The sequence below is a fragment of the Stenotrophomonas sp. Sm6012 genome, assembly GCF_030985895.1.
Taxonomy (GTDB): Bacteria; Pseudomonadota; Gammaproteobacteria; order Xanthomonadales; family Xanthomonadaceae; genus Stenotrophomonas; species Stenotrophomonas forensis.
This window is the reverse complement of the sequence record NZ_JAPTFX010000006.1, coordinates 25657-51650: the sequence shown is the minus strand read 5'-3', so window position 1 is coordinate 51650 and position 25994 is coordinate 25657. Positions and strand designations below refer to the sequence as shown.

The window sequence follows — 25994 nt, the reverse complement described above, 5'->3', positions numbered from 1 at the left end:
CCCTAAGACTTGGAACTCGACCATAGCGCCTCCCCATGTCGCGGGCGGATGAGACTGGTCAACGCCGCTCAGGATGGCAGGCCAAACCGCTTCCACAGCGCCTCGCGCCCGGGCGGTGTCAGTCGCAGTTCTCGCCGGCCGTCCACGCGCCGCAGCCAATCATTCTTCACGAAGCTGTCCAGCATCGCCTCACCGACCAGCCCGGCCAGATGCGGGCGCCGCTCCGTGCAATCCAGGCAACCGCGGCAATAGCGTGCGGGCTTGCTGGTTGCAGGGCGCTGCAGCACCTCGACCAGCGGCTGGCCGAGCGCCTTCAGGAACTCGGCCCCCTCCGGAGTCACTTGCCAATAGCCATCACACGGCAAAAGGTGCCCGGCCTGCAGCAGGCGATCGGTGATGGCCACGGCATGCACACCCGCCAGATGCCTGTAGCAGGAGCGCGCCTCGCGCAGCGCCGGCATGCTGCGCGACGCAGCCGCGGTGCAGGACGGCGTGCGGTCGGCAACCCGCAGGATGCCCTCCAGCATGTCCGCGACCTCGGTGGACGCCAGTCGATGGTAGCGGTGGCGGCCCTGCGGGATGGCGACCAGCAGATCGCCTTCGATCAGGCGCCGCAGATGCGTGCTCGCCGTCTGTGGCGTCACCCCGGCCACCCGCACCAGTTCCATCGCGGTGTAGGCGCGGCCATCCATCAGCTGCAGCAGCATCGCGGCGCGTGCCTGGTCACCGACCAGGGCACCGACGCTGACAAGGGAACCGGAGGTGTGGACCATGCCGGCATTGTGGCATGCAAGGCCCGGCCGACAGTTCGATGCAGGCCGAAGCATTGCCGGGCCGCCTCGACGCACAGTCATCGCCCCGCTCTTCCGAGAACCGCAGTGACGAATCCTTCGATCCCGCGTCGGCGCATCACCCCTTCGGTCCTGTACCCGGGCACGCCGGTACTGCTGATGACCACGCTCAATCCAGACGGCAGCAGCAACATCAGCCCGCTCTCATCGTTCTGGGCACTGGGCAACCGGGTCGTGCTGGGGCTCGGCACGCAGGGCCAGGGTTATCGCAACCTGCAGCTGCGCAACGAGTGCGTGCTGAATTTTCCTTCCTCTGCACAGGCGGCCCAGGTCGAAGCCATCGCGCGCGCAACCGGACGCGATCCGGTGCCCGATGCCAAACAGGCGATGGGCTATGTGCATGTCCGCGACAAGTTCGCGCTGGGCGGATTCAGCGCCGTGCCGTCCGCCCAGGTGGCACCTGCGACGATTGCCGAATGCCCGCTGCAGGTGGAAGTCACGGTGATGGCGATGCACGCACCCAGCGAGGACGATGGCCAGCACTTCGTGATCGTCGAAGGCCGCATCCGCTGCGTGCATGCGCATGAGGCGATCACCCATGCAGGCAGCCAGCACATCGATGTCGCCCGCTGGAAACCGTTGATCTATCTGTTCCGCCACTACCTGGGCGTGGGTGAACCGGTCGGGCGCAACTTCCGGGCGCAGACGCCGGCCCTCGATCCGGCGTAGCACCGATGATTCAAGGCTCCGGCGATGGTGGGTGGCTGATCACTGAAATCCAGTACGACACCGTGTCCACATAGCGGCCATCGCGTTTCACCGCACGCGGCTCGATGCCGGATTCGATGAATCCCAACGACACGTACAGTGCACGTGCGGCGGCGTTGTCTGCCAGCACCGTAAGCGTGAGCGACTCGATGCCATCTGCGTGTGCCGCCGCGAACGCCGCAAGGAACAGTTGACGGGCGATACCCTGACCACGATGGCCTGCGCCAACATGGACACTGTGGATCTCCGCCGTGTGCCGGCGCGCCAACCGCACCGGACGCACATAGCGCAGGAAGCCAACCAGTGTTGCCTGGTCAAAGGCACCGAAGTAACGGGTATGAGGGTCATCGAGCTGTGTCCGCATCACTTGTGCGGTATCACCGACGGCTTCGGCCAGCGTGGACAGGAACGCAGCAGGCGACTCGCGCAGTGCCTGCAAGCGGGCCGCCCACAGCGTGTCCGCGTCGTCGTTTTGCAGTGGCCGGATCAACATCTCGCGTACCCGCAGGCGTTCATGCGCAGTGGCCAGCGTAGCAGTCCAGTCCCAGCATCGGTGCCCGCAGGCCAACGCCAGGCTGAAGGCGATGATGGCCGCTCCGCTCAACATTGGGGCGAGCTGTACCGCCATTCTCAACCGCTCAGGCCCGCCTACATGCATTCTCCTGCGATCCGTCGTAGGGCTTCACCTACAGCCATGCAAGTGATTTCCCGATTGCACCCACGTCGCACGGTTGCGACCTTGCGCGAGCAGTGCAGCACTACCCTACTCATATGGAGAGATGGAAGTGAAGTCGAAGCGAAACGATCGCAGAACTGCCCGCTCAGTCATTCGCCCGATACTGCTGGGCGTATCCCTTTGCCTGATGTCAGCCGGCCTCGCCCAAACTGCCTTCGCCGGCCAGTGGGTTCAAACTGGCCGCGTATTGCTGGTAGATACGGAAGGTGTGGCCCCTTACATTCTGTCGTGGACCAACACGTGCCAAGGCGGCGTGGAAGGGCCCTCTGGTTTCTACACCTACGGAGATTGGGGGCCGGAGGGTCTCGGCTCGTGCCCGTCTGACGCGAACACGGGATGGGCGGCAAATATGATGGGCAGCGTTGGCTACTGCCGACCCGAGCCCGAAAGTCTCGGCGGGGGCTACTCGTGCACTGAGTACTCGCACACGTTTGGTGGTCAAAGTTACACCGGAGCAATTCCGGCAACATGCAACGTTCCAGGGACCTACGCCATCAGCTACATGCGGCGCGCAGAGCTCGTTTACGCCGGCAACGGCAACATGCCCAACGACTACTACGACAGGATCAACGAAGTCTCTGCCGAGTTCTACTGCCAGTAACAGACAATGCAGAGCATCTGACCGCTAGAGCTCCAACAGTCCCCGCGTGAGCGGGGACACTTGCCCGAGCCGCTCCAGCTTCATAGGCCTTGCAGGTCCTTCACCATCTCCTGCCCCCTGCTGAAGGAACCCGGCCAGCAGCGCCCCCGGGTTGAGCTGCCTGTGGCCCCGGGTCCGGCAGAGTCAGAATGCCTGCCCCACCCGCCTGGCACCATCGGGCAACCCTGCCCTATGGGGTCGGGCGGTCCGTACAAACACCCTGCCACCCGGAAGCGGGTGGCAGACCGATGATTTCATGGCTGAATCAGGGGATTTCTCAGGTAGCCGTCAAACGCCAGGCAAAAAAAAAGCCCTGACCGGAGTCAGGGCTTTTCAATTGGAGGCCTCAAGCGGAATCGAACCGCTGTAAACGGATTTGCAATCCGGTGCATAGCCACTCTGCCATGAGGCCAACGTACTGCGCGCCAGGAACGGGGCCCTGACAAGACAAAACCCCATGATGGGGCCTGTCGGAACATGGAGCGGGAAACGAGACTCGAACTCGCGACCTCAACCTTGGCAAGGTTGCGCTCTACCAACTGAGCTATTCCCGCGTAAGCCGACATGGTACCGGAAATCCGGGACACACACCAGCGATTTCACCTTTCTGACTGCGCGCAAAGCCTTGTGGCCCAACGTGCCCCGCCTTGCCGTGGCGGGAGAAAAACAAGGCCCCTACCGGGGCCCTGTAGAATCTGGAGCGGGAAACGAGACTCGAACTCGCGACCTCAACCTTGGCAAGGTTGCGCTCTACCAACTGAGCTATTCCCGCAGATTCTTCGACCTGCGTCGAAGGAGCGCTATTGTGTCCAAATTCCTTCACGCCGTCAACAGTCTTCACACGATGCGGTCACGGGCGTCCGCACTGGGGTACGCTGCCCCGCCCAGCTCTCTTCGGCCATGTTCCTTCGCGGCAAGCCCCTGTTGATCGCCCTGCTGCTGCACCTGCTGGTGGCACTGCTGTACTGGGCGCTGATTCCGCTGGGGATGAACGCCTATCGCGACCATTTCGGATTCACCTCCCATCGCGACATCGGCCTGGGCATCGCCCAGTTCCACCTGTTCTGGACGTTCCTTGCTGCCCAGCCATTGATCGCAGTGCTGCGGCCGCTGTTCGCGAAGCTGCTGGTACTGGCGATCCCGCTGGCGTTCGCGACGTGGACGCTGATGCACAACCATCCGCTGCGCCTGCTGTATTTCACCGTCGGGCCCGGCCTGCTGGCGCTGGCCGCCATCGCGGTAAGCCTGCGCTGTTCGCCTGTCGGAACCTCACGCCCCATCACGGACATCGCCGATGCCTAGACGCTACGTCCGCCTGTTCTGGCTGCTGGTCTCGCTCACCTGGCTGGCGCTGATCGCCGCGCTGGTCAATGCCGGCTTCACCCCGGACTACTGGCTGCTGCATCGCCTCGAAGGCATCGAGCCGCGCTACCCCACCAGCAGCGTCATCGTATTCGCGTTGCTGGGAACGGTTGAGCTGGTCGTGGCCGCACTCATCGTGCGGCCCTGGAAGCTGAAGCGGCTGTGGCTGCGCCTGCTGATCGCCTTCGCCCTGCTGCTGGCGTGGTCGGTACCGTGGATGCTGTCGGCCATGCACCAGCCTCCGGTGCACGGCATGCATCTGCTGTGGTTGCTGCTGCTCGACGTAGCCCTGCTGCTGGCACTGTGCGGGGTATCAGCAGTGAGTGCCTGGCGGGCGCTCAGGCACCGCGCGGGAGACGGCGCTGCCCCGCTGCAACGCTAGGGTTACTTCCGGAACTCCACCCGCACATGCTGGCCGAAGCGCGCCTTGGCCGTGCCGTCGAACTCCAGCACGCACTCCACCACCTTGGCCACACCGCGCCCCGCGTCTTCGGGCAGGCGTGCCTGCGCGAACACCGGGCTGATGCGCACCACATGTGCGGACGGCAGCGTACTTGTGTTCTCGGCGCCGTCGCTATCCGGCACTACGGTGGCCTTCATGCCCACCTGCACCGCGTCGGCATAGGCGGCGCTCAGTTCTGCACGCACCTGCAGCGGCCGTGCCGGCAGCAGCGAGATCGCCGGCTTCCCCGCCTGCACGAAGGCGCCGAGACCCGGCACCTGCCCGACCACGGTGCCGGCCTCCGGTGCGCTCAGCGACATCTGCTGCAGTTTCAGTCTGGCGTGTTCCAGCTTGTGCTGGGCCATGTCGACCTGCGCGCCGGCCACGTCGACGTCGGCACGCACGCCGGCCAGCTGCTGCTTGGCCGCATCGGCCTGCTGGTTGGACGACACGCCTTCGCTGGCGCCCGTGGACAGGCGGGTGGCGTTGCGCTCCAGTTCGCGCAGCTGCGCCTGGCTGCCCTTCAGACGGTCATTGGCCAGGGCGAGATCGGCGGTGGCCATCGCCACCTCCTGCTGCAGCAGGGCACCATCCAGCGACAGCAGCAACTGCCCCTTCTTCACCGTGGCGCCCTCCTTCACCGGCGCGGCGGTGATCGAACCATCCACCGGCGGCGCCAGCGCGATCAGGCCACCCTCGACGTCGATGATGCCGCGCGCCACGGCGACCTTGCCGGCGGTGGCAGTGCTTGCTTTACCTGCAGGTGCCTGGGCGGGCGCGTCCCTGGAACAGGCGCCAAGCAGCAATGCCGCGGACAGGGCCAGGCTGAGGGGGAGCAGGTGCGACGTCTTGGTCATGGGGCGGACTCTACAGTTTCGTTCTGGCGGCGGTCATCACGGACCATGCCGTCTTCCATGGCGATCACCCGATCGGCATGCCGGATCAGGCGCGGATCGTGGCTCACGCACAGCACGGTGGCGCCATGCGCGCGTGCATAGCGATGCAGGATGTCGATCACGCGCTGGCCGTTCTCGGCGTCCAGCGCGCTGGTGGGCTCATCGGCGAAGATCAGCGTCGGTGATTTGGCGAAGGCGCGGGCGACCGCAACGCGCTGCTTCTCGCCGCCGGACAGCTGCGCCGGGCGCATATGGCTGCGATGGCTCAAGCCGACTTCTTCCAGCGCCCTGCGGGCCAGCGGCTCGCTTTCGCGATTGCTCATGCCACGGTAGCCCAGCGGCAGCTGCACCTGTTCAAGCGCGGTCAGTGCAGGGAACAGGTTGAAGCCCTGGAACACAAAGCCAACGTGGTGCAGGCGGAAACGCTCGACCTCGCTGCGGGTCATGTGGCCCACATCCTGGCCCAGCGCATGCACGCGGCCACCATCCGGTGAAGACAGGCCAGACAGCAGCGACAACAGCGTGCTCTTGCCGCAGCCGGACGGGCCCGACACCAGGGTCAGCTCGCCGGGGTAGATGTCCAGCGACAGGCCGCGCAGCACGGGCACCTGCACATCGCCGGACATGAAGCCCTTTTCCAGTGCGTCGGCCTGCAGGGTCGGGGCGACGGCGGGTGTGGAAGTCATCGGCCGGTCCTCAACGCAGCAGCAACGATGGATCGGAGCGGACCACGCTGCGGACCGCCATGATGCTGGACAGCATGGCCATCACCGCGACCAGTGCCACGCAGCCGATGATGACCATCGGCGTCAACTGCACCGGCACGCGCTGGGTCTGCGCGATCAACAGCACGACGGTGCTGAACGCCGCCGCCAGCAACATGCCTACGCCGCCGATCAGCAGCGCCTGCTCGAACACCACCCGCGCCAGCGCATAGCGGCCTGCGCCGAGCGCATTGAGCGTGGCGTATTCGCGAACCGAGCCGGCCACTACCGAAGCAAACGACTGGTTGGTGATCACCGCGCCGACGAAGCAGACGATGACCGCCATGAACAACACCGCGATGCCGGCACCGGTATCGAACAACCAGTACTGCTGCGAGCGGCTGGCAAACTCGGGCGCCGTCCAGAACTCGACCGGCGTCGCCTGGCCCATCGACGCGGCCAGACGATCGCGCACGCGGTCGGCCAGCTCCGGCGAACGCAGGCCCGCCACGAAATAGGTACTGCCTTCATGCGGGTCGGTACCGGCGATGGCACGCGCGGTATCCAGCGACGCCAGCACGTTGACGCCACCAAGGCCACGCAGCCCCGGTTGTGCGGCGACCACACGCACCGCCTTGCCGTTGATCCAGGCACGGTTGTTCTGCAGGTCCACGCCCAGCGTATCCAGATCGGCACTGTCGACGATCACCGCGCCCGGCTCGCGCAGCTGCGCGCGCAGGTCGGCCGGCAGGATGCGCGCGAACATCATCGCGTCATCCTGGGTGGAGATACCGGACAGGTACACCGAGACGTTGCCGGTGCCCTGCGCGCTGGAGCGCCATTCGCCATCGACCCATTCGTAGGGTTCGACACGGGTCACATCCGGGTCCATGCGCAGGTGGCTTTCCACGTCCGCGCTTATCGCGTGGCCGTAGTTGACGCTCTGGGTGCCGGGAAAACCGGCCCAGATGTCGGCCGAGGACGCCTTCACGTAGATCGCGGCGGTACCGAAGATGCCCAGCACCAGCGCTGCCTGCACGATCAACAACACACCGGCGAAGCACATCGCCAGCACCACCGGCAGGAACCGGCGCCACTCGTAGGCCAGGGTCTTGCGGGCCAGTGCGATCATTGTGACTCGCCCTCCGCCTCGACCGGCAGCGGCGCGCCGCCCAGGGCGCGGTACAGCGAGGCGAATGCCAGCACACGCGCACCCTGCGCACCGATCAGATCGGCCTGCGAAGACAACGCAGCGCGCTGCGTGTCGAGGCCATCGAATTCGCTGGACAGGCCCAACTGCACCTGCCGCACCTGGCGCTTGACCTGCTGGCCGGCAGCATCATTGGCCGCACGCAGCGACTGGATGCTGCTGTCCTGGCGTGCCAGGCTGCCCAGTGCGCCCTCCACTTCGCTCACCCCTTCCAGCACCGCCTTGCGGTAGCCGAGCAGCGCAGCATCCAGCTGCTTCTCATCGGCATGGAAGCGTGCACGACGCTGGCCCCAATCCCACAACGGAATATCGATGTACGGGCCGATCGAGGGACTGGAGTCGGAATTGGAGCGGGCGTTCTGGGTGAGGTTGTAGGCGTACAGGATCGAACCGCCGAGGCTGACCCGCGGATACATCGCCGCACGTGCGGAACCCTTGCTCGCCGCAGCCTGCATCACTTCCGATTCGGCCAGCAGGATCTGCGGGCGGTGGCGAAGCAGATCGGCCGGCACCTGCTGCAGCGAGAATGCGCCCAGCTTCGGCGGCGTGCGATAGGCGTGCCAGGCCGGGTCGGGGCCATCGCGGCCCAGCAGCAGGGCCAATGCACGGGCGGCATTGTCCGCATTCTCGCGGGCCTGCGCCGTCGCCGCGCGGGTGGCTGCCTGGCGAGCCCGCAGCCGATCAAGTTCGCCCGGCTCATCCAGGCGCAGGCGCTGGCGAACCAGCGCCAACTGCTCGCCGCGATCATCCACCGCCTGCTGCCGGGCCAGCAGGTCCTGCTGGGCCTGCGCCACGGTCAGATCCAGGTAGCTGCGCACCACGTCGGCGATCACCGCAACCTGCGCAGCACTGCGCAACGCCTCGGCATTGCCGGCCGAAGCCTGCGCGCTCAACTGCGCACTCTCGGCGGCACCGAACAGGCCCAGGTCCCAGATCGCTTCAATGCCCGCATGGAAGTAGGTATCGACTGCGGCGGCGTCCTGCACCTGCTTGGCGCTGGCCGAGATCTCCGGCAGGAAGCGTGAGTCCGACGTGCCGGCGACGATCCGCACCGCCTGCAGGCGCAGCGTGGCCTGCTGCAGGTCGAGGTTGCCGGCAATGGCCTGGTCCACCAGGCCATCCAGCGCCGGGTCGGCCAGCACCTTCCACCATTGCCTGGCGTCCACCGCCACGCCCTGCCCCTGTGGCACCTGGGCCCAGGCGCTGGGCGTGCGGTCGGGCAGGTCCGGCACCGGTACCGACATGCAACCCGCCAGGGCCAGGCTGGCCAGCAGTGCGCCGGGGCGCAGCACCGCCTGCAGGGAGAATCCGCGCCCGGTCCTGGGCACTGCCACTGGAGTGATACGCCTGACCACCAGCCCGCCAACGTCTAGAAGGAGCATGAAGGCTACCGTGCGATTGTGGAGCGAACATGGAGAAATGGTCCGAAAAACGTCACAGCACGCGTGCGGTTCAGGCAATGCTGGCGTTGGCCTTTCGCCAGCCTTTCACCACATGGGACGCGCAGAACGCTGGTGCTGATTCCAAGCCATTGAACCCTGCTGCCGCCCACCCCCGAGCCTTGCACCCGCGATCGTCCCCACGACCGCACGCCCGCCATTCCGATTGCGATACTGATGTCGGGATCATCCCGCAGGCGCACTGATACCACGCCTTCCATGAAGATGCCGTGGCCTGCCTGTAGCGAGTGCAGCAGCCGGCATCATGACAAACGAAAAAACGCCCCCTTGCGGGAGCGTTCTTCTTGAATCTGGAGCGGGAAACGAGACTCGAACTCGCGACCTCAACCTTGGCAAGGTTGCGCTCTACCAACTGAGCTATTCCCGCAGATTTCGTTCGACCTGCGTCGAAGGAGCGCTATTGTGTCGATATTGCTGCACGGCGTCAACAGGAATTTTCACGTCACATGTGGGGTCGCACTCGGGCGTCACGGCCGGCTCCCTTCACATGCGAAGACCGCGACGGTGGAAGTAGATCTGCTCGGCGATGCGCCGTGTAGCCGCCGTATGCAGCAATGCGTTGAGCGGCCAATCGGCCTGCAGATGATCCATCGCCCGGCGCAGCAGGCGCTTGCCGCGGAACGCCGGCGCCGCCTGCCGCGCCACCCGCTCCGGCTGCGGGCCGCTGCCCCGCAGGTGCCGACCGATGGCATCGCCCACGGCCCAACCGTGCCGCCATGAGGAATGGATGCCGCCGGCCGAGAGCGGCGAGACGATGCCCGCGGCGTCGCCGGTCAGGATCACGCCAGGGCCGGTGATCGGGCCTTCCGGCCGGCCGCACGGCACCAGGCCGGCGCGGGTAGCCGAAGGCCGCGCGGCGGGCGGAATGCCGACCACATCGCGCACGTGCTCAAGGAAGCCATCGATATCCGGCGGCCGCACCTGTGCCGGGTCATGGCGCAGTGCCAGGCCGACCTGCAGGCCCGTCGGATTCTGTGCGACCCAGCCGATATAGCCCGGTGCGAAGCGCTTGCTGACGAAGCAATGCAATGCATCGCCCTGCGGCAATTGCAGGCCAGCGAACTCGCGCTCGACGCCGTAAAGGTTGTCACGCACCTGGCCGAGGCCGGTTCGCTGGGCCACGCGCGAACGCGCGCCATCGGCGCCGACCAGGTAGGCGCAGCGCCCCGCTCCCTTCACCTGCCAGCCGTCGCCACTGCGACGGGCATCGGTGAAGGACTGTTGCAGTCGCAGGTCCACGCCATTCGCGCGCAGCTCACTGGCCAGCCAGCGCATCAGGCTCGGCGTATCGGTGGTGAGAAAGTAGTAGCCCGGCGCAGCCAGCAGCACGCTGCGCAGGTTCGGCGCATACAGGCGCACATTCGCAACGCGTTGCACAAGGTGTTCGGGCATTCGACCCAACCAGGTCTGCTCCATCGCTTCCTTCACCACGATGCCGGTGGTGTGCAGGCGTTCGCCGGGATCGGCTTTGCGTTCCAGCACGCAGACGCGCAGGCCGTACTGGGCAGCGGCGAGTGCGCAGGCGGCACCGGCGAAACTGGCGCCGACGATGACCACGTCATGGTCGTAGGTGGAGGGGATGTGGGGCATCGCTGCATCACCGGCTGGAAACGAGGAATACAGCTTCAGTCCAGCGCATGGTGGGACGATGGGATGACGGTGAAGTGGGGATGAAGCGATGCCCTGCGCGTGATGCACCGGAAGAGCAACGCTCCCTTCGGGGAGCGTTGCCTGCAGAGCGTCCTGGCGCTATCAGGCGACCACGATCCTGAGCGGGTCGGCCAACGCAAGGATCTCCGCACGCTCACCACTAGGCGGATAGATCCATTCGGTGTTGATGCGGGTCTTCAGCGCCTTGGCTTCCGCACCGGACAGCACGACCTGGCGATCCCAGCCTTCGGTGTAGACGGCACCCCACGGCCCCAGGTCCAGGCAGGTCACGTACTTGGGCTGCGCATACGGAATCATCGCTTCCCCGATCAGATCGGCTGCAACATTGTGGCCAGCCGAGCGTCCCAGGTTCATCGCGTGCTGGCAGGACATCATCGCTACGTTGCCATCGTCGTCCGTGGCGGCGTGCGCGCAGTCGCCGGTGGCGAACACCGCATCGACGCCCGTCGCCTTGAGGGTGCGATCCACGTGCAGCCGACCCACGGCGTCGTGCTGGCCGGGGATCTGCGTGGTCAAGGCGCTGGCGCGTGCACCGGCCGTCCAGATGACGGTCGCGGCGTCGATGCGCTCACCGTTCTCAAGGGTCACGCCGTTGGCATCCACGCAGGCCACGCCCGACCCCAGCTGCCAGGACACACCGAGCTCGGTCAGGGCCTGGGTGATGACCGGACGCGGACCTTCGCCGAGGTCCGGGCCCAAGTCCTCGGCGCGCTCGACCATGATGACGTTCACTGCGGCATCGGCACCGAGTACGTCGCGCAGGCGAGCCGGCATTTCGGCTGCGGTTTCGATACCGGTGAAGCCGGCGCCCGCGATCACCACCGTGTTGCGTCCTGCGCTTTCCGGGCGGCCGGCAAGACCCTCCAGATGCGCCTGCAGTCGTGCCGCGTCGGCGATCTGATCGACATTGAAGGCGTGCTGCTGCAGGCCGGGAATCGGCGGGCAGTTCAGGCGGCTGCCAGCGGCCAGCACCAGGCGATCGTAGTGCAATGCCTGCGTTGCGGCATCGGCTCCCACGCCCACCACCTGCACTTGCCGGTTGGCGACGTCGATGTGCTCGACGCGGCCGGCAAGGTAGCGCACGCCGACCGCATCGAAGATGGCCTGCAGCGGCGCCTTCATGCGCTCAAGTCCCTTTTCGTAGAGGCGTGGGCGCACATGCAGCTCCGGCGACGGCGCAACCAGCACGATCTCTACATCACGGCGCGCCGCCTGGTCGAGAAGACGGGCGGCGGCGAGCGCGCTCCACATGCCGGCAAAGCCGGCGCCGATGACAAGAATGCGTTGGGACACGGAGGGAAATCCTTCTGGGAATCAGGGTTCAGGCGCCCGGGTGCGCGGACGGCACGGGCGTGGGCGGTGTGCCGCAGCGCCGTACCACATAACGCGGATCATATGAGTCCGCATTATGTCGCGCAAGCGCCTGACGGCGGCGCGGTTCAGGCCGACGCCTTCCTGCCCTACTCCTTTTCCCCACCACAACGCCAATGAAATCAAAGATCTGCATGAAGTTCCGCAGGGTTGCGGCGGGTAACTCAGGCCCCTATAGTCCGCGTTATATTTTTCTGGATCGGTCCCATGGCCCACATCGGAACGGGCGTCGAGTACGCCCTGCACTGCCTGCTCTGGCTGGTCCCGCCGCTGGAACAGCGGCCCAGCAGCCGCGACCTCGCCGAACTGCAGGGCGTGCCGGCAGCGTTCATGGCGAAGATCTTTCCGAAGCTGGAGAAGGCCGGCATCGTCGAGTCCACTGGCGGCATCCGCGGCGGCTACCAGCTGGCGCGTGCGCCCGAAGACATCAGCGTGCTGGATGTGGTCGACGCCGTTGAGGGACAGAAGGCGCTGTTTGATTGCCAGGAGATCCGCGGGCGCTGCGCGCTGTTCGATGGCAGTCCACCGCGCTGGGCCAACCGCGGCGTGTGCGGCATCCACGCGGTGATGATCAATGCACAGAAGGCGATGCGCGAAGAACTGGCGCGTTCCAGCCTGGCCTCGATTGCCGAGGGTGTGCAGGGCAAGGGGCGCCCGGCGAGCTTCGCAGGCGATGTGCAGGAGTGGTTTGCCGACCGCCAGGCGGCACGCGAGGAAGCGCGCATCACCGGCATGCGTGCGCGCACGTCGACGCAGGACGACGATTGATCGCAGTGACGCGCACGCAAACGAAAAACGCCCCCTTGCGGGAGCGTTCTTCTTGAATCTGGAGCGGGAAACGAGACTCGAACTCGCGACCTCAACCTTGGCAAGGTTGCGCTCTACCAACTGAGCTATTCCCGCTTGGGAGGCGAAATTCTACCTGTTCCAGGAATGGCGTCAAGCGGTTTTTTTCAGGCGTATGCGAGGCACCTGGCATTGCCCATCTACGCCTGGCATGGATGCATGCCTTTCCAGTAGATCCACGCCATGCGTGGATGTCGCGCCCGATCAACCGTTGCCCAGCTTCTTCTGCCGCGAACGCTCGCGCGCAGCGCGCTCGTCCTCGCGCAGGCTCGGCCAGGCGGCGTGCAGGTACTGCAGGCCCGACCACAGGGTCAGCACGGCGGCAATCGCCAGGGTCCAATCGCCGATATGGAACACCGGCCAGCCCATCCAGATGTCCTGCACCGGTACGTTCGGCGCCACCGAATACAGCAGGCACAGCAGCGCGACCATCTGCGCGGTGGTCTTGACCTTGCCGATCATCGCCACGCGTACCTTGGCACGCTGGCCCAGTTCAGCCATCCACTCGCGCAGCGCCGACACCGCGATCTCACGGCCGACGATCACCGCCGCCCAGAACGCCATCCACGGCGTCGGATGACCCTGCACGATCAGGAACAGCGCCACTGCCACCATCAGCTTGTCCGCGACCGGGTCCAGGAACGCGCCGAACGCCGACTCCAGCTGGTAGCGGCGTGCGATCCAGCCATCGAGCCAGTCGGTGATCGCGGCCAGGCCGAAGATCGCCGCCGAAGCGAAGTTGGTCCAGGTGTAGGGCAGGTAGAACACCAGCACCAGCACCGGGATCATCACGATCCGCAACAACGTCAGCCAGGTGGGGAGGGTCAACTTCATGGCGTGCGTGCTTCTCTCTCTACTCGGCCGCATCGGGCGTGGCCAACCCGTGCAGGTTAGCGTAGATACGTGCCGCGAGGGCGTCATTGATGCCTTCCACCTTGGCGATTTCCGCTTCGCCAGCGGCTTTCAGGCCCACAAGGCCACCGAAATGCTTGAGCAGGCTGGCACGGCGGCGCGGCCCGATACCGGGGATGTCCTCCAGCTTGCTGGTCATCCGCGCCTTCTGCCGGCGGCCGCGGTGGCCGGTGATGGCGAAGCGGTGCGCCTCGTCGCGCACCTGCTGGATGAACTGCAGCGCCGGATTGGCCGCGCCAGGGCGCAGTTCGCGGCCATCCGGCATCACCAGCGCTTCGTGGCCGGCGCGGCGTTCCACGCCCTTGGCCACACCCACCAGCAGCACGCCTTCCACGCCGAGGTCGGCCAGCGCCGCCTGCGCCTGTGCCAACTGGCCGGCGCCACCGTCAATCAGCAGCACGTCCGGCAGCACGCCCTGCTCTTCCACGGCACGGCGGAAGCGGCGGTCGATGGCCTGGCGCATGGCGGCGTAGTCATCGCCCGGCTCGATACCGCTGATGTTGAAGCGGCGGTACTGCGCGCGCACCGGGCCAGCGGCGTCGAACACCACGCAGGAGGCCACGGTGGCTTCGCCGAGGGTATGGCTGATGTCGAAGCACTCCACCCGCTTGACCGGCTCGGCCAGGCCCAGCATGTCGCGCAGCGCATCGCTGCGTGCGTGCTGTGCGTTGCGGCTGTTGAGTTCGGTGGCCAGGGTCAGCTGCGCGTTGCGGCTGGCCAGTTCCACATAACCGGCACGCTCGCCACGCACGTTCCACTTCAGCTGCACCTTGCGTTCGGCCGAGGCCGACAGCGCGGCGACCAGCAGGTCGGCATCGGGAATCTCGCGGTCCAGCAGGATCTCGCGCGGCGGCTCGAATTCGATGTAGTACTGCGAGACGAACGCAGCCAGGACTTCTTCCGGGCTTTCCTCGCCATTGGTGCGCGGGAAGAACGGACGGGTGCCCAGGTTGCGCCCATCACGGAACGCCAGCAGCAGCACACAGGCCTGCGAGCCCTGCATGGCCACCGCCAGCACGTCCAGGTCGGCGGCGCGGCCATCCACGTACTGACGGGTCTGCATGCTGCGCAGCGAGGAAATCAGATCGCGCAGGCGCGCGGCCTGCTCGAATTCCAACGCCTCGCTGGCCGCCTGCATCTGCTCGCCCAGCTCGCGGGTCAGCTCGTCGCTCTTGCCTTCCAGGAACAGCGCGGCACGACGCACCGACTCGGCATATTCGGCTGGCGCCACCAGTTCGACGCAGGGCGCGCTGCAACGGCCGATCTGGTACTGCAGGCACGGCCGCGAACGGTTGCGGAACACGCTGTCCTCGCAGCTGCGCAGCTTGAACAGCTTGTGCATCAGGTTCAGCGTCTCGCGCACTGCGGTGACGCCCGGATAGGGCCCGAAATAGCGGCCGGGAATGGCACGTGGACCGCGATGCAGCGCGATGCGCGGCCAGTCCTCGCGGGTCAGCAGCACATGGGGATAGGTCTTGTCGTCGCGCAACGAGACGTTGTAGCGCGGCGACAACGACTTGATCAGCTGGTTTTCCAGCAGAAGCGCCTCGGCTTCCGAGCGCGTGACGGTAACGTCCATGCGCGCGATCTGCGAGATCATCGACATGATCCGCGCGTTCTTCGGGCTGCCGTTGAAATAGCTGCCGACGCGGTTGCGCAGTGCACGCGCCTTGCCCACGTACAGCAAGGTGTCGTCGGCCGCGTACATGCGGTACACGCCGGGCGCGGTGCTGAGATGGGCCGCAAAGGCCTTGCCGTCGAAGGCCGGGGCGGGAACGTCGGTCATTCGCTGATCGGTACTTCGCTGAGCACGCCACTTTCAGGGTCCAGGCGCAGCACGGCGTGGGCGTCGGTCTCGGCGATCCACACCGCGCCTGCGCCCACGGCCAGCCCGGCCGGGCCCTGCAGGCGACGCGGCAGCGGCTGGGTGGTGAGTTCTCCACCGCCCAGGCGAAGCGTGCGCAGGCGGCCGTTGCCGGAATCGGCGATCCACAGCAATGGAGCGTCCGGACTCAAGGCGATCGCCTGCGGGAACTGCAGGCGGGCCTGCGCGCGCGGGCCATCCTCATTGCCGAAGCGCCAGGGCCCCTGCCCGACCAGCGTCTGCACCAGATCGCCGCGCAGCTGCAGCGCACGGATCGAGGAACCCAGCGCGTCGGCCACGTACAGCACCTGCTGCACTACGGCCAGCGCGCTGGGCTGGGCGAAGGCGGCCAGGTGGCCACTGCCGTCGCGCTCGTCGATGGCACCGCTGCCGGCGCGCCACTGCAGGCTGCGCTGGCCCAGGTGATAGCTCCAGATGCGGTTGTCGCCGGCCATGGCGATATGCAGCTGGTTGTCGGCGATGGCCAGGCCGATCGGATGGTCCAGCGATACCTGCCGCGCCTGCGCAACCGGGCCCTCTACCGGCGCGCCGGGGCGGCCGTTGCCGCACAGCGTGTCGACGATGCCGGTCAGCAGGTTGATGCGTCGCACCGCATGGTTGCCGGTGTCGGCCACGTACAGCGCGTCGCGTTCAAGGACCAACGCCTGCGGGCGATGGAACGCCGCCTCGGCAAGGTTGCCATCCATGAAATCGGCGGTGCCCAGCCCGAACTGGCGCAGGATGCGGCCACCATGGCTGCATTCGAGGATGCGGTGATGGCCGCTGTCGGCGATGTACAGGCGTTCGGTGCTGACAGCCAACCCCAACGGAAAACGCAGGGCCTGGCGCGGCTCCGGATGCAGTTCGCTGCCTCCCCGCGGCGGCGCCGAAGGGGCGCCCTGGCACAGCGCGTTCAAGGCACGCTCAAGCTCACCGGGCGCGCCCTGCCCGACCAGCCGTTGCTGCTCGCGGCCCTGCGCGTCCAGCAGCACCATCGTTGGCCAGGCGTTGATGCCGAAGCGACGCCAGCCATCCCAGTCGGCATCCAGCAGCAGCGGCATCGTCAGGCCCTGCCGGCGCAGCAGCTTCAAAGCGGCCCCCGGGTCGCGCTCGAAATCAAAGCGCGGCACCTGCAGCACCAGCGGCTGCAACTTGCCCGGGTGGCGTGACAGCCACTGGCCGAACTCGGCCAGCCGCTGCGCGCTCCAGGCGGAGGCGGCGTTGACGAACAACAGCGCCACCGGCCGACCGCGCAGTTCGGTCAGGGTGCAGGGGGTGGCGTTGAGCCAGGTGGCGAACTCGGGCAGGTCCGGGACGGGCTGGACGTTCATGGCCCGATTATGCCGGAGTCGGCGTCATGCAACAGTCGTGCCACGGCACGTTCTGCCGCAGTGTCGACCAGCGTCCAGACCTGTTCGAAGTGATCGTTGCTACCGGTGTAGGGATCCGGGATCGCGACTCGCCCCTTCCCGCCCGACCACGGCAGGTACAGCGCCAGCCGCTCGCGCTGGGCGGGCGTCGCCAGCCGAGCGGCATCACGCATATTGGCTTCGTCGGCGCACAGGACCCAGTCGAAGCGGTCGAAATCCACGGCCCGCAGCTGGCGTGCACGCAGGCCACCAATGTCCACGCCGTGCCCGGCCGCACAGGCGATCGCGCGCCGATCCGGCGGCTCACCGACGTGCCAGTCACCCGTACCGGCCGAGTCGACCTGCACCTGGCCGGCCAGCAGCGAGGCGTCCAGGCGTGCGCGCAGCGCACCTTCGGCCATCGGCGAACGGCAGATGTTGCCGAGGCAGACGACCAGCAGTCTCATCGCGCGGCCATCGCCTGCAGCAGCGCTTCGGCGCGCTCGAGGTCCTCGGGGGTATCGATGCCCGGCGGGAACGGTTCCGGCGAGATCGCCACGCTGATCGGATAGCCGGCCTCCAGCACCCTCAGCTGTTCCAGCGATTCGACCTGCTCCAGCTGGCCCGGCGGCATCGCCGCGAACTGCTGCAGGAAGCCGGCGCGATAGCCATAGATGCCGATATGGCGCAGCCAGGCATGGCCGTCCGGCAGGGTGTCGCGGCCGCGGGCGAAGCCATCGCGGTGCCAGGCGATCGGCGCACGGCTGAAGTACATCGCCTCGTTGCGCACGTTGCGCACCAGCTTGACCACGTTCGGGTCGAACAGGGTGTGCGCGTCCTCGACGGAGGTGGCCAGGGTCGACATCGGCGCATTGCCGTCGACCAGCGCGTCGGCCACTGCCCGGATGCCGGCCGCAGGCGCGAAAGGTTCATCGCCCTGCAGGTTCACCACCACGGTGTCGTTCGCCCACCCGGCAATACGCGCGCACTCGGCCAGGCGGTCGGTGCCGGACGCGTGCGACGTCGCGGTCATCGCCACCTTCACTTCGGCCAGCCCGGACAGCGTGTCGGCAATGCGCTGGTCGTCGGTGGCGACCCAGACCTCGCCAGCGCCCGCCTGCAGCGCGCGGCGCGCCACGTGCAGGACCAGCGGCTCACCGCCCAGCAGGCGCAGCGGCTTGCCCGGCAGCCGCGATGCGGCATAGCGGGCCGGGATGGCGACGACGAATTCGGTCATGCGGGCGGTACTCGGCAGGCTTGTTGCAACAGGAATGCGGCCGGCGACGGGTGAATGCAAGCGCCGCCGCGCCACTCAGTTCGGTCTCAGCTTGTCCAGGCGGTCGGTCAGCGCCACCCAGAACGCAGCAGGCAGCTCGGCGCGCAGCGGGACGGCGTAATGCCAGTCGTTGCCGAACTGACGGCACTTCACCGCGTCCTTCTCGGTCATCAGCACCGGCAGCTGGCTGCCGAAGGACAGGTCCTGCGGCTGATACGCCTGATGGTCGGCGAAGGCATGCGGCACCACGCCGATGCCCCGCGCGCGCAGCATGTCGAAGAAGCGCTGCGGATGGGCGATGCCGGCCACCGCGTGCACACGCTGGCCCTTGAAATACGACAGCGGGCGCGCACGGCCACCGGCCAGCGGCTGCGCACTGTCGATGTGCAGGGCCATCGGCCACTGGCCGAATCCACAGGCCTGGGCGGCGGCGTCCTCATCGGCCTGGCCGAGGTTGACCACACGGAAGTCGCACTCGGTAGCGCGGCTGACCGGCTCACGCAGCGGCCCGGCCGGAATCATCCGGCCATTGCCGTAGCGGCGCTGGGCATCGACCACTTCAATCTCGATGTCGCGTGCCAGACGATAATGCTGCAGGCCATCGTCGCAGACGATCACATCGCATCCTGCCTCGATCAGCGCCTTGCCAGCGGCAACGCGGTCACGGTCCACGCGCACCGGCACGCCGGTCTTCCACGCGATCAGCACCGGTTCGTCACCGCCCTTGGCGGTCGGCGTGTCGGCCTGCACCCACAGCGGCTTGTCGGCATCCTCGCGGCCATAGCCACGGCTGGCCACGCCCGGCTTCCAGCCGGCGGCGCGCAGTCGCTCGACCAGGGCGATCGTCAACGGCGTCTTGCCGGTCCCTCCCGCAGTGATGTTGCCCACCACGATGACCGGCACCGGCAGCGTGTAGTGCTTGCGCCAGCCGCGCCGATAGGCACGCCGGCGCAGCGCGGTCACACCGGAGTACAGCGGCGCCAGCAGGCGCATCGCCCAGGGAACCGGGCTGCCGTCATACCAGTAGGGCGGGGTCTGGGTACCCTTGCCAGCCATCAGTCCTGCCTTTCGCGGAACTGCATGCTGTGCAGATGCTGGTACAGGCCGCCCATGCCCAGCAGCTCCTTGTGGGTGCCACGTTCAACGATGCGACCGTGGTCCATCACCAGCACCTGGTCGGCATGCTCGATGGTCGACAGGCGGTGCGCGATGACCAGCGTGGTGCGCTCGGGCATCAGGCGCTGCAATGCGTCCTGCACCAGCCGCTCGGATTCGTTGTCGAGCGCAGCGGTGGCTTCATCGAGGATCAGGATCGGGGCATCACGCAGGATCGCGCGCGCGATCGCCAGGCGCTGGCGCTGGCCACCGGACAGCAGCGCGCCGTTCTCGCCGACCGGGGTCTGCAGCTGCTGCGGCAAGCGCGCGATGAATTCCCACGCATTGGCCGCTTCGGCGGCCGCGCGGATCTGATCGTCGGTTGCCTCCATGCCATAGGCGATGTTGGCGCCGATGGTGTCGTCGAACAGCATGACCTTCTGACCGACCATCGCCACCTGGCGGCGCAGATCGGCCAGCGGATAGTCGTCCAGCGCCACGCCGTCGAGGGTGATGCGCCCGCCACTGGGTTCGTAGAAGCGCGGTACCAGCCGGATCAGGCTGGTCTTGCCGCTGCCGGATCGGCCAACGATGGCGGTCACCGTGCCCGGCTTGGCAACGAAGCTGATGTCATCCAGCGCGATGCCACTGTCGGCGCGGTAGCGCAGCATGACGTGCTCGAACGCCAGTTCACCCTGCACGCGCTGCACCGTGTTGCGGCCTTCGTCGCGCTCGACCGGCATGTCGAGGATGCCGAACAGGCGCTCGGCAGCGGACACGCCACGCGAGATCGAGGACTGCACGCTGGTCAGGCGGCGCAGCGAGGGAATGATCGCGGTCATCGAGATCATCAGCCCCATGAACTGGCCGGCATTCAGACGGCCGGCAAGCGCTTCGCGGGTCGACACCCAGACGATCACCGCCAGTGCCAGCGCGGCCAGGAACTGGACCACGCTGGACGCGCCGGCACGGGTGATTTCCACCTTCATGTTCAGTGCCAGCATGCGGTTGGCCAGGCGCGAGTAACGCGACATCTCATGCTGCTGGGTGCCGTGCACCTTCACTTCCTGCTGCGCGGCCAGCGACTGCTCGGCGGTCTGCGCCATCGTGCCCATGCCGTCCTGGATGCCGCGGCTGATACGCCGGTAGCGCTTGCCGACGTAGGACACGATCACGCCGATCATCGGCACCACCACCAGCATCGCCACGGTGACCTTGACGCTCATCTGCAGCATCACCGCGAGCATCGCGATGATGGTGAGGGTATCGGCGACCACGGTCTTGAGTGCATCGGCGCTGGCCTGGGTGACCTGCTCGGTGTCGAAATTCAGGCGGCTGACCATCACCGGGGTCGATTCGGTATCGAAGTGCGATGACGGCAGGTGCAGGTACTTGGCCAGTACCTGCTCACGCAGGTCGCGCACCACGCTGCGGCCGGTCTTGGCCAGTGCGTAGTCGCTGACCCAGGTAGCGGCACTGCGCATCAGGAACAGGCCGAGGATGGTCAGCGGCAGGATCACCGCCATCCTTGGCTCGGGATTGACGAAGCCGCGGTTGACCAGGGGCTCCATCAGCTTGGTGAAGAAGTAGCCGGCCACCGACTCCACCGCCATGGCGATGACAGCGGCGACCATCAGCATCCAGTAGGCACGGGTATATCCCAGCAGACGCTTGTAGATCGGCCACACCGGCGCGTGTTTGGAACTCATGGACGCACCTCGGGTGCTGTTGCAATGGCAATACGTCGGAAGCCGAGCTGGCCCAGCGCATCCTGCGCGGTCACCACGGCCTGGTAGGGAGTGCGTGCATCGGCGCGCAGCAGCACGGTCTGCTCGCGATCACTGCCCGCCACGGCGGCAATGGTCTGCTTGACCGACTCGACGTCGCTGCGCAGCACTTCCTGGTCATTGATGAAATAGCGGCCCTCGGCGTTGATCAGCACGCTGAGCGAGCGCGGCGGCTCGTTGGTCTGCTGCTGGCTGGCGGTCGGCAGCTGCACCTGCAGCGTCGAACGCGCGTCGAACGTGGTGGTGACCACGAAGAAGATGATCAGCACCAGGATGACGTCGATCAGCGGCACCAGGTCGATATGCGGCTCATCCTGTGACCGGTCGTTGCCGATACGCATCGATCAGGCCTTCGCCGTGGCAGCGTTGGATGAACGCACCGCTGCGGCCGGGTTCATCACCCCGGGGCGACCGTCGAGCGTATCCAGCAATGCGCTGGCTTCCTGCTCCATCTCCACCACGTAACCATGGATGCGGCCCTTGAAGTAGCGATGGAACATCAATGCCGGGATCGCCACGATCATGCCGGTGGCGGTGCAGACCAGAGCCTTGCCGATACCACCGGCCAGCTGGTTCACGTCGCCCACGCCGTGGTCGAGGATGCCCAGGAACATCTGGATCATGCCGATCACCGTGCCGAGCAGGCCCAGCAACGGGCCCGCCGAGGCGATGGTGCCCAGTGCGTTGAGGAAACGTTCCATGCGGTGCACAAGGTGGCGGCCGGTGTCCTCGATGCGCTCGCGGATCTGGTCACGCGGGCGATTGCGCGCTTCCAGCGCGGCGGCCAGCAGCGCGCCCAGCGGCGAGTTGGCACGCAGGGTCTGCAGATGGGCCGGATCAAGCTTGCCGCGCGCGGCCCAGTTGCGCACTTCCTGGCCGAGGCCGGGCGGCAGCACTTCCGTCCGCCGCAGGGACCAGAAACGCTCCAGGATGATCGCCAAAGCCAGTACGCCCAACAGCAGCAGCGGCACCATCGGCCAGCCACCGGCCTTGACCAGTTCCCACACGTTTCAACCCTCCGGCCCAACGGCCGCTTGTTCGATCGACGATAGGATAGCAGCCGACCGCGCCCGCCCAGCGGCATCCCACCAACGGGATGCGTGGACACGCTGTTCACGCAGCTGCAGCCCTTGCGCGCCAAGCCATACGAGGATCGCCCCGGCGTCGGCGGTCGCCAGCACCTCGGCTCCCTGCGCCTGCCAGCGCTGGACCACCTCCCGGCGCGGGTGGCCGAAGCGGTTCTGGTGCCCGGCCGAAACCAGCGCCAGCCGCGGTGCCACCGCCGCCACCCATCCCGCGCTGGAGCTGCCGCCGCTGCCATGGTGCGGCACCAGCACCACGTCGGCCTTCAACGCCGCTGGTGTCGCCTGCAGCAGTCGCTGTTCCGTCGACCGGCCGATGTCACCGGGCAGCAGAACAACGCCATGACGGCTGGCGATGCGCAGCACGCAGCTGTCTTCGTTGCCGGCCTGGCGGCTGCCGGGCGCCGGGTGCAGTACCTGGAAATCAACACCGTCCCACTGCCAGCGCATTCCCTGCTGGCACGGCAGGTCCCCGGCAATCGCACTGCCGGGCGGGGCCAGCGCCTGCAGCCCGGGCAGTTGCCGCCGCAGGCTGGGCAGGTTGCCGATGTGATCCAGATGGTCATGGCTGAGCATCACCTGCTGGGGAGGCCCCTGGCCCAGCGCGCGCAGGGCCGGGACCAGGATCCGTTCATTGCCGTCGCCGCCGTTCGGCGGCCCGACGTCGTACCAGAGCGCGTGCTGCGCCGTGCGCACCAGCACCGCCGCACCCTGGCCGACATCGTGCACCAGCAGCTCCAGCTCGCCCTCTGCGGGCGCCTCGCGCGCCGGCCACAGCAGCGGCAGGCACAGCAACAGACCGCTGAGTGCACCGCCTGCCCCGCGCGGCAGCAGCCACCAGAACACCCCCAGCAATGCCGCCGGCACCGCCCAGACGGGCGCTTCGGCCAGCCACCACATCGCCCGCGGATGCAGCGCCAGGGGCTGCAGGGCCTGCCAGCTGAGCTCGAACAACCCGGCGGCGGCACGCCACGCCCATCCGCCCGCGCCGTCGTGCAGGGTGTGAAGAGCGGTCCCCAACAGCGACAGCGGCACCACCAGCAGCGTCCACCACGGGATGATCGGCAGGTTGACCAGCGGCCCCAACCGCGCGGTACCGCCGAACAAGGCCACGCACAGGGGCAGCAGGCCCAGGCTGGCCACCCCCTGCGCCGCCAGGAAGCCGCGCACTCCACCGCCGAGGCCTTCCCGCCCGGTGCGCGGCAGGCACCACAACAGCCACAGCACCCCGCCAAAGCTCAGCCAGAACCCCGCCGACAGGACCGACATCGGCGCCGGCAGCAGCATCACCATCGCAGCCAACGCCAACCCCTGCCCCGCAGCAACCGGGCGGCGTCCGGCCCGGGCCAATGCAACCAGGCCGATCATCAGTGCCGCGCGCACGGTCGGCAGCGCGCCGCCGGCCGCAACGGCATAGGTGGCCGCGGCCAGCGCGGCGCCCCACGCGGCGGCCTGCGGCCGTGGCCGGACCCGCCCCAGCGCCGGGCACAACCACCACGACACGCGGCACAACAGCGCACCGAATCCAGCCACCACGCCCACGTGGAATCCGGAAATGGCGACCAGATGGGTCAGGCCCAGCGCGCGCAGGTGCTCCCAGTCGGCATCGGACACGCCACGGGTGTCGCCCAGTGCCAGCGCCTGCACGAACCGTGCAGCCGGATGCGCCACCTGCGTGGCAATCGCGGCGCTGCTGCGTTCACGCCAGGCCTGCAGGCCCCGTGCGGGCAGCCGCTCACGAGCGCTTGCCGGATCACGAACCGTGCCATTGCCGGAAATGCCCCGCTGCAACGCATGCCGCTCGGCATCGAAGCCACCCGGATTGATCCGTGAACGCGGCGCCCGCAGGCGCAGTGACAATTCCCAATGCGCCCCGGCGCGAACCGCATGGCGCCCTCCCCCGCCGCCAGCGCTTGCAGGCCCGCGCCACGGATCGTTCCAGGTGACCTGCAGGCGCGTGCCGCGCAGCGATGGGAGCGCCCCGGCCTCGTCCACGTGCAGCAGGAAACGTGTGTAATCCGGCCCGCTGTGTGGAAGGTCGACGACGCGTCCCAGCACCCGCACGTCCTGCGCCGGCGCAGCGGGAGGCATCTGCCGGTGCAGCGCCCAATGCCCGTGCAGCGTCGCCCATGCCAGCCCGAACACGGCCATCGCCCAGCCCCGGCCCCGCCAGCGCGCCAACCAGCCGGCAACAGCGGTAACCGCCAACGGCGCACACAGCCACAGTGGCAGCAGCACCGGCAGCTGCATGCAGGCCAGCGCGCCCAGCACCAGCCCTGCGGCACTGCCCCCACCGAACAGGGGGGGAGCGGATCGTTCGGAAACCATCCGTGCAGCCTGCAATCGGCCACGACGGCTTGCCTATCGGGCAACGCCCCGCGCGGCTGTCAGCGCCGAACGGTGCCGCGATGGAAATTGACCCGGAAGCTGGCGCCGCCGCCGGTCGCTTCGCCGACACTGACCGAGCCGCCGTGGTGCTGCACGATCTCCTTCACCAGATGCAGGCCCAACCCACTGCCACTGCCAGCCGCGCGCAGCCGGTGGAACGGCTCGAAGATCGCCTCGCGATCATTGACCGGAATGCCGGCACCCTGATCGCTGACCTCCAGCAGGCCGCGCTCATCCAGGCGCACGCAGATGGTGCCGCGCCCGCCACCGTGAACGATGGCGTTGTGCACCAGGTTGGCGATCACCCGCCCCAGCGCCAGGCTGTCGCCGTGGATCCACACCGGCGCGTCCGGAGCATCCACCTCGAAGCCATAGCCCGCCCCTACCACCAGCGGCGCCAGCTCGGCAGCGGCTTCGCGCACCAGCAGCGCCAGGTCCAGCCGTTGCAGCGCACCGACATTTCGGTCAAGCCGCTGCAGGTCGAGCAGATGCTCGGCCACGTTGCCGAGGCGGGCAACGTCGGTGAGCAGCTGCGACTTGAGTTCGCCCTGCGGCAGCTGTGACAGGCGCGCCTGCACCACCGCGATCGGCACGCGCAGCTCGTGTGCGGCATCGGCGAGGAACTTGTCGCGCGCCGCGTAGCCCTGCTGCACCTTGTCGATCGCATCGTTGAACGCTTCCACCAGCGGCGCAACCTCGGTCGACACCAGCTGCGCATCCAGCCGCGCGCCCGGCTGGCCGATATCCAGCTCCTTGGCCTGCTGCGCGGAACGCCGCACACCGCGCATCGCGCGGTGGATCACCGTCGGCATCACCAGCAACGTGACCACGATCAGCGGCAGGAAGAACCACAAGCCAATCAGGCGCAACACCATCAGTGCGCCATCCAGCAGCCCACCCTTCGGTGCGCCCCCCACCATCACCGTGATGCGCCGACCATCCTCGTTGCGGATCATCACCCTTGCCACATCCAGGTAGGGCGGCACCAGCGAACCGAGTTCGGTGGCACCCAACGCCGGCAACCGTGCCAGCAACGGCGCGTGGATGGCCGGAATCGTGCCGCGTTCCAGCCAGATGCCCTTGTCATCGACCGCCGCGAACCAGAGATTGCCTCCCGCATCCGCGTCCAGCCTGCGCCAGCGCGCCTCGTCCAGCACCAACCTGCCGCCCTCACTGTGCACGGCCTTGGCCACCGCCTCGGCCATGAACATGTCCATGCCCCAGGAGTCCTTGTCACCCCAGGTCAGGATCAGCGCGACCACCGCGAACAGCACGGTGAATGCCTGCGCCAGGAACAGCCGCCAGGCCAGGCCGAGCGTGATGGAACGGATCGGGCGCGCCATC

General features: G+C 67.5%; 24 protein-coding genes and 5 tRNA genes. 5 read left to right on the top strand and 24 right to left on the bottom strand.

The window, feature by feature from the left end; translation table 11 throughout:
* Positions 1–68: 68 nt before the first annotated feature.
* Entirely contained in the window at positions 69–773 is a 705-nt protein-coding gene (locus tag O0J73_RS02375; RefSeq protein WP_308307919.1) for a winged helix-turn-helix domain-containing protein, read from the bottom strand.
* A 105-nt stretch (positions 774–878) separates the two neighbouring features.
* Here O0J73_RS02375 and O0J73_RS02370 point away from each other — a divergent pair, with 105 nt between their 5' ends.
* On the top strand, positions 879–1520 hold the full coding sequence (locus tag O0J73_RS02370; protein ID WP_308307918.1) for a flavin reductase: 642 nt from the start codon (positions 879–881) through the stop codon (positions 1518–1520).
* Positions 1521–1530: 10 nt separating this feature from the next.
* On the opposite strand, the gene O0J73_RS02365 is transcribed toward O0J73_RS02370, so the two are convergent.
* Entirely contained in the window at positions 1531–2187 is a 657-nt protein-coding gene (locus O0J73_RS02365; RefSeq protein ID WP_308307917.1) for a GNAT family N-acetyltransferase, read from the bottom strand.
* Between the two features lie 151 nt (positions 2188–2338).
* On the opposite strand from O0J73_RS02365, the gene O0J73_RS02360 reads away from it, so the two are divergent.
* Positions 2339–2896: a hypothetical protein gene (locus O0J73_RS02360; RefSeq protein WP_308307916.1), complete on the top strand. Its 558-nt coding sequence runs from the start codon at positions 2339–2341 to the stop codon at positions 2894–2896.
* Between the two features lie 377 nt (positions 2897–3273).
* Here O0J73_RS02360 and O0J73_RS02355 read toward each other — a convergent pair.
* From O0J73_RS02355 to O0J73_RS02345, 3 genes are all read right to left on the bottom strand, one after another.
* Positions 3274–3347 (bottom strand) — tRNA-Cys (locus tag O0J73_RS02355).
* A 66-nt stretch (positions 3348–3413) separates the two neighbouring features.
* Positions 3414–3489: transfer RNA gene (locus O0J73_RS02350), tRNA-Gly, on the bottom strand.
* 142 nt (positions 3490–3631) lie between these two features.
* Positions 3632–3707 (bottom strand) — tRNA-Gly (locus tag O0J73_RS02345).
* Between the two features lie 128 nt (positions 3708–3835).
* Here O0J73_RS02345 and O0J73_RS02340 point away from each other — a divergent pair.
* A complete protein-coding gene (locus tag O0J73_RS02340) occupies positions 3836–4237 on the top strand; it encodes a hypothetical protein (protein ID WP_308307915.1) in 402 nt (133 codons plus the stop codon).
* On the top strand, positions 4230–4679 hold the full coding sequence (locus O0J73_RS02335) for a hypothetical protein (RefSeq protein ID WP_197563432.1): 450 nt from the start codon (positions 4230–4232) through the stop codon (positions 4677–4679). The genes O0J73_RS02340 and O0J73_RS02335 overlap by 8 nt, the downstream gene beginning before the upstream one ends.
* 2 nt (positions 4680–4681) lie before the next feature.
* On the opposite strand, the gene O0J73_RS02330 is transcribed toward O0J73_RS02335, so the two are convergent.
* The 7 genes from O0J73_RS02330 to O0J73_RS02300 all read right to left on the bottom strand — a co-directional run bounded on the left by O0J73_RS02330 (position 4682) and on the right by O0J73_RS02300 (position 11973).
* Positions 4682–5596, bottom strand: a complete 915-nt coding sequence (locus tag O0J73_RS02330) for an HlyD family efflux transporter periplasmic adaptor subunit (RefSeq protein WP_308307914.1) — start codon at positions 5594–5596, stop codon at positions 4682–4684.
* Positions 5593–6321 (bottom strand): ABC transporter ATP-binding protein, encoded by a 729-nt coding sequence (locus O0J73_RS02325; protein WP_049456510.1) that lies wholly within the window; start codon positions 6319–6321, stop codon positions 5593–5595. Before O0J73_RS02325 ends, O0J73_RS02330 begins: the two co-directional genes overlap by 4 nt.
* Before the next feature lie 10 nt (positions 6322–6331).
* Complete coding sequence (locus tag O0J73_RS02320; protein WP_006430187.1) at positions 6332–7471, bottom strand: ABC transporter permease; 1140 nt, start codon at positions 7469–7471, stop codon at positions 6332–6334.
* Positions 7468–8931, bottom strand: a complete 1464-nt coding sequence (locus tag O0J73_RS02315; RefSeq protein WP_308307913.1) for an efflux transporter outer membrane subunit — start codon at positions 8929–8931, stop codon at positions 7468–7470. Before O0J73_RS02315 ends, O0J73_RS02320 begins: the two co-directional genes overlap by 4 nt.
* 369 nt (positions 8932–9300) lie before the next feature.
* Positions 9301–9376 (bottom strand) — tRNA-Gly (locus O0J73_RS02310).
* 116 nt (positions 9377–9492) lie between these two features.
* Positions 9493–10599: an NAD(P)/FAD-dependent oxidoreductase gene (locus O0J73_RS02305; RefSeq protein ID WP_308307912.1), complete on the bottom strand. Its 1107-nt coding sequence runs from the start codon at positions 10597–10599 to the stop codon at positions 9493–9495.
* 162 nt (positions 10600–10761) lie between these two features.
* Positions 10762–11973, bottom strand: a complete 1212-nt coding sequence (locus tag O0J73_RS02300; protein WP_308307911.1) for an NAD(P)/FAD-dependent oxidoreductase — start codon at positions 11971–11973, stop codon at positions 10762–10764.
* A 285-nt stretch (positions 11974–12258) separates the two neighbouring features.
* Here O0J73_RS02300 and O0J73_RS02295 point away from each other — a divergent pair, with 285 nt between their 5' ends.
* Entirely contained in the window at positions 12259–12819 is a 561-nt protein-coding gene (locus O0J73_RS02295; RefSeq protein ID WP_006429988.1) for an Rrf2 family transcriptional regulator, read from the top strand.
* A gap of 59 nt (positions 12820–12878) precedes the next feature.
* Here the strand turns inward: O0J73_RS02295 and O0J73_RS02290 are convergent.
* From O0J73_RS02290 to O0J73_RS02235, 12 genes are all read right to left on the bottom strand, one after another.
* Positions 12879–12954, bottom strand: a tRNA-Gly gene (locus O0J73_RS02290).
* Between the two features lie 147 nt (positions 12955–13101).
* Entirely contained in the window at positions 13102–13731 is a 630-nt protein-coding gene (gene pgsA, locus O0J73_RS02285; RefSeq protein ID WP_040008180.1) for a CDP-diacylglycerol--glycerol-3-phosphate 3-phosphatidyltransferase, read from the bottom strand.
* Between the two features lie 19 nt (positions 13732–13750).
* Positions 13751–15595 (bottom strand): excinuclease ABC subunit UvrC, encoded by a 1845-nt coding sequence (uvrC, locus tag O0J73_RS02280; protein ID WP_053511557.1) that lies wholly within the window; start codon positions 15593–15595, stop codon positions 13751–13753.
* Positions 15592–17004, bottom strand: coding sequence for a hypothetical protein (locus O0J73_RS02275; protein ID WP_308307910.1), 1413 nt, complete (start codon positions 17002–17004; stop codon positions 15592–15594). The genes uvrC and O0J73_RS02275 overlap by 4 nt, the downstream gene beginning before the upstream one ends.
* Positions 17001–17489, bottom strand: coding sequence for a low molecular weight protein-tyrosine-phosphatase (locus tag O0J73_RS02270; protein WP_197563422.1), 489 nt, complete (start codon positions 17487–17489; stop codon positions 17001–17003). Before O0J73_RS02270 ends, O0J73_RS02275 begins: the two co-directional genes overlap by 4 nt.
* Entirely contained in the window at positions 17486–18259 is a 774-nt protein-coding gene (gene kdsB / locus O0J73_RS02265; RefSeq protein ID WP_006429926.1) for a 3-deoxy-manno-octulosonate cytidylyltransferase, read from the bottom strand. Before kdsB ends, O0J73_RS02270 begins: the two co-directional genes overlap by 4 nt.
* Positions 18260–18334: 75 nt before the next feature.
* A complete protein-coding gene (lpxK, locus tag O0J73_RS02260; protein ID WP_308307909.1) occupies positions 18335–19354 on the bottom strand; it encodes a tetraacyldisaccharide 4'-kinase in 1020 nt (339 codons plus the stop codon).
* Complete coding sequence (gene msbA, locus O0J73_RS02255) at positions 19354–21102, bottom strand: lipid A export permease/ATP-binding protein MsbA (RefSeq protein WP_308307908.1); 1749 nt, start codon at positions 21100–21102, stop codon at positions 19354–19356. The genes lpxK and msbA overlap by 1 nt, the downstream gene beginning before the upstream one ends.
* On the bottom strand, positions 21099–21521 hold the full coding sequence (locus tag O0J73_RS02250; protein WP_004152323.1) for a biopolymer transporter ExbD: 423 nt from the start codon (positions 21519–21521) through the stop codon (positions 21099–21101). Before O0J73_RS02250 ends, msbA begins: the two co-directional genes overlap by 4 nt.
* Before the next feature lie 3 nt (positions 21522–21524).
* Complete coding sequence (locus O0J73_RS02245; protein ID WP_006429918.1) at positions 21525–22187, bottom strand: MotA/TolQ/ExbB proton channel family protein; 663 nt, start codon at positions 22185–22187, stop codon at positions 21525–21527.
* A gap of 3 nt (positions 22188–22190) precedes the next feature.
* Positions 22191–24590: a DNA internalization-related competence protein ComEC/Rec2 gene (locus O0J73_RS02240; protein ID WP_308307907.1), complete on the bottom strand. Its 2400-nt coding sequence runs from the start codon at positions 24588–24590 to the stop codon at positions 22191–22193.
* 59 nt (positions 24591–24649) lie between these two features.
* Positions 24650–25993 carry a HAMP domain-containing sensor histidine kinase gene (locus tag O0J73_RS02235; protein WP_053449300.1) on the bottom strand — a complete coding sequence of 448 codons (1344 nt, stop codon included), beginning with the start codon at positions 25991–25993 and terminating at the stop codon, positions 24650–24652.
* Position 25994 lies beyond the last annotated feature (1 nt).

Coding starts and splice junctions, on each gene's coding strand:
- O0J73_RS02375 (WP_308307919.1), bottom strand. CDS start 773: ATGGTCCACACCTCCGGTTCCCTTGTCAGCGTCGGTGCCCTGGTCGGT.
- O0J73_RS02365 (WP_308307917.1), bottom strand. CDS start 2,187: ATGGCGGTACAGCTCGCCCCAATGTTGAGCGGAGCGGCCATCATCGCC.
- O0J73_RS02360 (WP_308307916.1), top strand. CDS start 2,339: ATGGAAGTGAAGTCGAAGCGAAACGATCGCAGAACTGCCCGCTCAGTC.
- O0J73_RS02340 (WP_308307915.1), top strand. CDS start 3,836: ATGTTCCTTCGCGGCAAGCCCCTGTTGATCGCCCTGCTGCTGCACCTG.
- O0J73_RS02335 (WP_197563432.1), top strand. CDS start 4,230: ATGCCTAGACGCTACGTCCGCCTGTTCTGGCTGCTGGTCTCGCTCACC.
- O0J73_RS02330 (WP_308307914.1), bottom strand. CDS start 5,596: ATGACCAAGACGTCGCACCTGCTCCCCCTCAGCCTGGCCCTGTCCGCG.
- O0J73_RS02325 (WP_049456510.1), bottom strand. CDS start 6,321: ATGACTTCCACACCCGCCGTCGCCCCGACCCTGCAGGCCGACGCACTG.
- O0J73_RS02320 (WP_006430187.1), bottom strand. CDS start 7,471: ATGATCGCACTGGCCCGCAAGACCCTGGCCTACGAGTGGCGCCGGTTC.
- O0J73_RS02315 (WP_308307913.1), bottom strand. CDS start 8,931: ATGCTCCTTCTAGACGTTGGCGGGCTGGTGGTCAGGCGTATCACTCCA.
- O0J73_RS02305 (WP_308307912.1), bottom strand. CDS start 10,599: ATGCCCCACATCCCCTCCACCTACGACCATGACGTGGTCATCGTCGGC.
- O0J73_RS02295 (WP_006429988.1), top strand. CDS start 12,259: ATGGCCCACATCGGAACGGGCGTCGAGTACGCCCTGCACTGCCTGCTC.
- pgsA (WP_040008180.1), bottom strand. CDS start 13,731: ATGAAGTTGACCCTCCCCACCTGGCTGACGTTGTTGCGGATCGTGATG.
- uvrC (WP_053511557.1), bottom strand. CDS start 15,595: ATGACCGACGTTCCCGCCCCGGCCTTCGACGGCAAGGCCTTTGCGGCC.
- O0J73_RS02275 (WP_308307910.1), bottom strand. CDS start 17,004: ATGAACGTCCAGCCCGTCCCGGACCTGCCCGAGTTCGCCACCTGGCTC.
- O0J73_RS02270 (WP_197563422.1), bottom strand. CDS start 17,489: ATGAGACTGCTGGTCGTCTGCCTCGGCAACATCTGCCGTTCGCCGATG.
- kdsB (WP_006429926.1), bottom strand. CDS start 18,259: ATGACCGAATTCGTCGTCGCCATCCCGGCCCGCTATGCCGCATCGCGG.
- lpxK (WP_308307909.1), bottom strand. CDS start 19,354: ATGGCTGGCAAGGGTACCCAGACCCCGCCCTACTGGTATGACGGCAGC.
- msbA (WP_308307908.1), bottom strand. CDS start 21,102: ATGAGTTCCAAACACGCGCCGGTGTGGCCGATCTACAAGCGTCTGCTG.
- O0J73_RS02250 (WP_004152323.1), bottom strand. CDS start 21,521: ATGCGTATCGGCAACGACCGGTCACAGGATGAGCCGCATATCGACCTG.
- O0J73_RS02240 (WP_308307907.1), bottom strand. CDS start 24,590: ATGGTTTCCGAACGATCCGCTCCCCCCCTGTTCGGTGGGGGCAGTGCC.
- O0J73_RS02235 (WP_053449300.1), bottom strand. CDS start 25,993: ATGGCGCGCCCGATCCGTTCCATCACGCTCGGCCTGGCCTGGCGGCTG.